We start from the raw sequence: 3,663 nt of genomic DNA on the forward strand, positions 1-3,663 counted from the left end.
CGGCCCGGCGCCGCCCCCCCGCCCCCCCCGCCCCCCCCGCGCCCCGCCGCCCCCCCCCCCCCCCCCCCCCCCCCCCCCCCCCCCCCCCCCCCCCGGGGCCGGGTCCTGCCCCGGGCGGGTCGGGATGTCAGGCCGGTGGGCGACGGCCCGCGAACAGGCAGGTGTAGAAGGCCTTCCAGGCGATGTCCACTTCGGTCAGGCCCGCGGCGCGGTACCCGTCGAGGTGGTCGTCGGCACTGGTGAGCGGGTAGTTGTGGTGGTGCGCCGGGGCCGGCTTGGCCGGTGCCCAGTACTTGCGCCGCACCGACCGGTAGCGCCGGTCCCAGATGTCCTCGGGGCCGATGTGGTCGAGGTTGACCAGCCAGCCGTCCGGGGCGAGCAGCCCCGCCGCCTCCTGGTAGAAGGCGTGCAGTTCCGCCCGGTCGAAGTGGTGGCTGGCGCGCGACGTCGTGATGATGTCAGCGCCTTCGGGGAGCCCCGCCGCGCGCAGCGCCTGCATGTCGCCGACCTGGAAGTCGACCCGGTCGCCGAAGCCGGCCAGATCCTTCCTCGCCTGCTGGAGCATGGTCTCGGAGACGTCCATCCAGACGCCCCTGGCCCGCGGGAACGCCGTGAGCAGGACGGAGAGGAACTTCCCCGCACCGCTCGCGATGTCCACGATCAGCGCGGGCTCCGGCTTCTCCTCCGCCACCAGCTGCGCCGCGATGGTGCGGGGCAGTTCGAGCAGGTCGCGTGTGCCGTTCGGGTCGCCGCCCAGCCACGCCGTGGCGAAGGCCGGGTCGGACCACACCTGGGCCGCGGTCGGGCCCTCTTGTCGCATCTCGTCTCCTCGTCGGCTCTGCGCGGGACGGGGCCGCCCCGCGTCCTTGGGACAGCGGACGGGATCGCGTCAGGAACGGGCCCCTTCGGGACCGTCGTACTCCGGCGCGTTCTCCAGGAACACGGTGTTGTGGTAGCCGAGCTCCTTGAACAGGCGGTTCTGCGCGGAGATCAGCTTCAGCGGGGTGCCGTCGGCCGCGAAGTGCTGGGCGATGGTGTTGTGCGGTACGTAGACCGTGTCGCCCTCCTTGAAGTCGTGGCGCGTGGGCTCGTTGGCGATGCGCGCGTAGTACTTCTCGGCGATCTCGGCCTCGACCTCCCAGTGCAGGCTGTAGCCCGAGCCCTGGCGGACGTAGAGGACCTCGTCCGCCATGGTCCAGCGCTTGCCGGAGCGGCTGCCCGCCGGGACTTCGAGGACGAACGAGTCGACGCTGAAGGTACGGACGTCGTCGCCGGGCTGCGACATGACGCGGACCTTGCCGAGCGGTGTGGACTGCCAGGGCGTGTCCGCCGACTTGACGACCTTGCGCTTCTTCTCGACGTCCGGGGTCCACAGCTGCGACCAGTCGACGCGCTCACCGAACTTGTCGGGGTTGTCGATCGGACCGCTGCGGCCCTGCTGGATCAGGCCGAGGTACATCCACTCCGACTTCGCCTTGAAGATGAGGCACCGTGCGGTCTCGTCGTACGGGTTGAAGTGCCGGTGCACCGAGTCGGTGTGGACGATCACGAGGTCGTCCTTCTCCCACTCGTAGCGCTGGTCGTCGTGGATCTCGTAGCCCGCGCCCTCCAGGATGTAGAAGGCGGCCTCGTTCTGGTGGCCGTGGCCGTGGTTGGAGGAATGCGGGGGCAGTTCCACGAAGTGGATCTGGAGGCTCTGCGTGAGGAACGGGTCGTCGCCGGGACCGATCCGCCACCAGGTGCGGGACTTCTCCGAGTCACCGGAGTGCGCGACCTTGGCGTCGTCGACGACGATCGAGTCGTCGCGGACCCGGGGGGCGTCCAGCTGGCTGCGGCGGAACTCCTTGAGGCCGTAGGTCTCCGACGTGATCCCCCGCAGGAAGACCCGCCCCTTCTTCTCGCTCATTCGCTTCTCCTCATGATGTCGGACCGGGACGCCCGGGCGTCCGTCGGTCCGTGCGGCGGTCTTGTCCCCGGCACCTGCCGGGGAGGGAGGGACTCGGACGCGCAGGCCACAAAGACCGGGCACTGCTGGGGAAGTTGTGAGTCCATCCGGCCGGAGACCGCTGGCTCGGCCTGGTTCGATTCGGGCATTCAGCCTGAGTTCATTGGCCTAACCTTTATATCAACGGGCCAGAGAGCGAGTCAACGATTCGGGGATGTAACCGAAGGATCACAGGCACGAGACCTGACCGACTTCCCTCGATGGTCCAATGGTATTACATTAAGCATACTGAGCACCGACTGAGAGGGGTTACCGATGCCACGCAAGGACGGCGACGGCCGCGCGAGGAGTAGCGGCACGCTGATCGTCGGCGCCAGCCAGGCCGGCCTCCAACTGGCCGTCTCCCTGCGGCAGCTGGGCGACACCGGCCCGATCACCCTGGTCGGCGAGGAGCCCCACGCTCCCTACCAGCGGCCGCCGCTGTCGAAGGAGTTCCTGGCGGGCGCGGCCGAGCTCGACTCGCTGGCCTTCCGCGCCCCCGCCTTCTACCCGGACAACGACATCGATCTGGTGTGCGGCGAGCGGATCACGAGCCTGCGGCCGGGCCTCGCCGTGACCGCGTCCGGCCGTGAACTCCCCTACGCGCGGCTCGCCCTGACCACCGGGGCGGCCCCGAGACGGCTGCGCGTACCCGGCGCGGAACTGGCCGGCGTGTGCTACCTGCGAGACCACGCCGACGCGGCGGGCCTGCGCGGCGAGCTGGCCTCCGCGTCCCGGGTCGTGGTGGTCGGAGGCGGTTTCATCGGGCTGGAGGCCGCCTCCGTCGCGCGCGCCGCCGGCCTCTCGGTCACCGTGGTGGAGGCGGCCGGGCGGCTGCTCGGCCGGGCCGTGGCCCCGGTGGTGTCCGACTTCTACGCGCGGGCGCACGCGCGCAGGGGCGTGCGGGTGCTGCTGTCGACCGGTGTGACGGCCTTCGAGCCCGCCGCCGACGGCAGCCGGGTCGCCGGTGTGGTCCTCGCCGACGGCACGGTCCTGGACGCCGATCTGGTGCTGGTCGGTGTCGGCGCGGTGCCGCGCACCGAGCTGGCCGAACAGCTGGGCCTGGCGTGCGAGGGCGGCATCGTCGTGGACGCGTCCGCGCGCACGAGCGACCCGTCGGTGGTGGCGGCCGGCGACTGCACGGTGCAGCCGCATCCGCTGACAGGCGAGGGCCGGGTACGGATCGAGTCGGTGCAGAACGCCGTGGCGCAGGCGGCGACCGCGGCGGCGACCCTGCTGGGGCGGCCCGCCCCCGCGAAGGCGGTGCCGTGGTTCTGGTCGTACCAGGGCGATCTGCGGCTCCAGATCGCGGGCCTGTCGGCCGGACACGACCGGACGGTGGTGCGCGGTTCGGTGGACGACGAGCACTTCTCGGTCCTCTACTACCAGGACGGGAGGCTCCTCGCCGTGGACGCCGTGAACCGCCCTGCGGACTACATGGCGGTGCGCAAGGCGCTGACGCAGGGGGCGACGATCCCCGCGGGTCCCGCCGCGGACGCGGACACCCCGCTGAAGTCCCTGATCGACGGGGCCCGGAGCGCCGCGCCCGCGGCGTGAGCGATCCGGACCCGGAGGACCCGTACGACGCGGAGAGGGGGGAGGGGCCCCCCCGCCCGCGCCCCCGCCCCCCCGCCCCGCCGCCCCCCGCCCCCCCGGCCGGGGGGGGGGGGGGGGGGCGG

Annotated in this window: 3 protein-coding genes; 1 reads left to right on the top strand and 2 read right to left on the bottom strand. The window is 72.3% G+C overall.

Features of this window, described 5'->3' with window-relative positions; genetic code table 11:
• Positions 1-127: 127 nt before the first annotated feature.
• Both LCE31_RS32465 and LCE31_RS32470 read right to left on the bottom strand, forming a co-directional pair.
• Positions 128-820 carry a class I SAM-dependent methyltransferase gene (locus tag LCE31_RS32465; protein ID WP_225020813.1) on the bottom strand — a complete coding sequence of 231 codons (693 nt, stop codon included), beginning with the start codon at positions 818-820 and terminating at the stop codon, positions 128-130.
• Between the two features lie 69 nt (positions 821-889).
• Entirely contained in the window at positions 890-1,906 is a 1,017-nt protein-coding gene (locus tag LCE31_RS32470) for a cupin domain-containing protein (RefSeq protein WP_225020815.1), read from the bottom strand.
• Positions 1,907-2,260: 354 nt separating this feature from the next.
• Here LCE31_RS32470 and LCE31_RS32475 point away from each other — a divergent pair, with 354 nt between their 5' ends.
• Complete coding sequence (locus tag LCE31_RS32475) at positions 2,261-3,541, top strand: NAD(P)/FAD-dependent oxidoreductase (RefSeq protein ID WP_225020817.1); 1,281 nt, start codon at positions 2,261-2,263, stop codon at positions 3,539-3,541.
• Positions 3,542-3,663: the final 122 nt, after the last annotated feature.

Source organism: Streptomyces sp. 8L, from assembly GCF_020176795.1.
Taxonomy (GTDB): Bacteria; Actinomycetota; Actinomycetes; order Streptomycetales; family Streptomycetaceae; genus Streptomyces.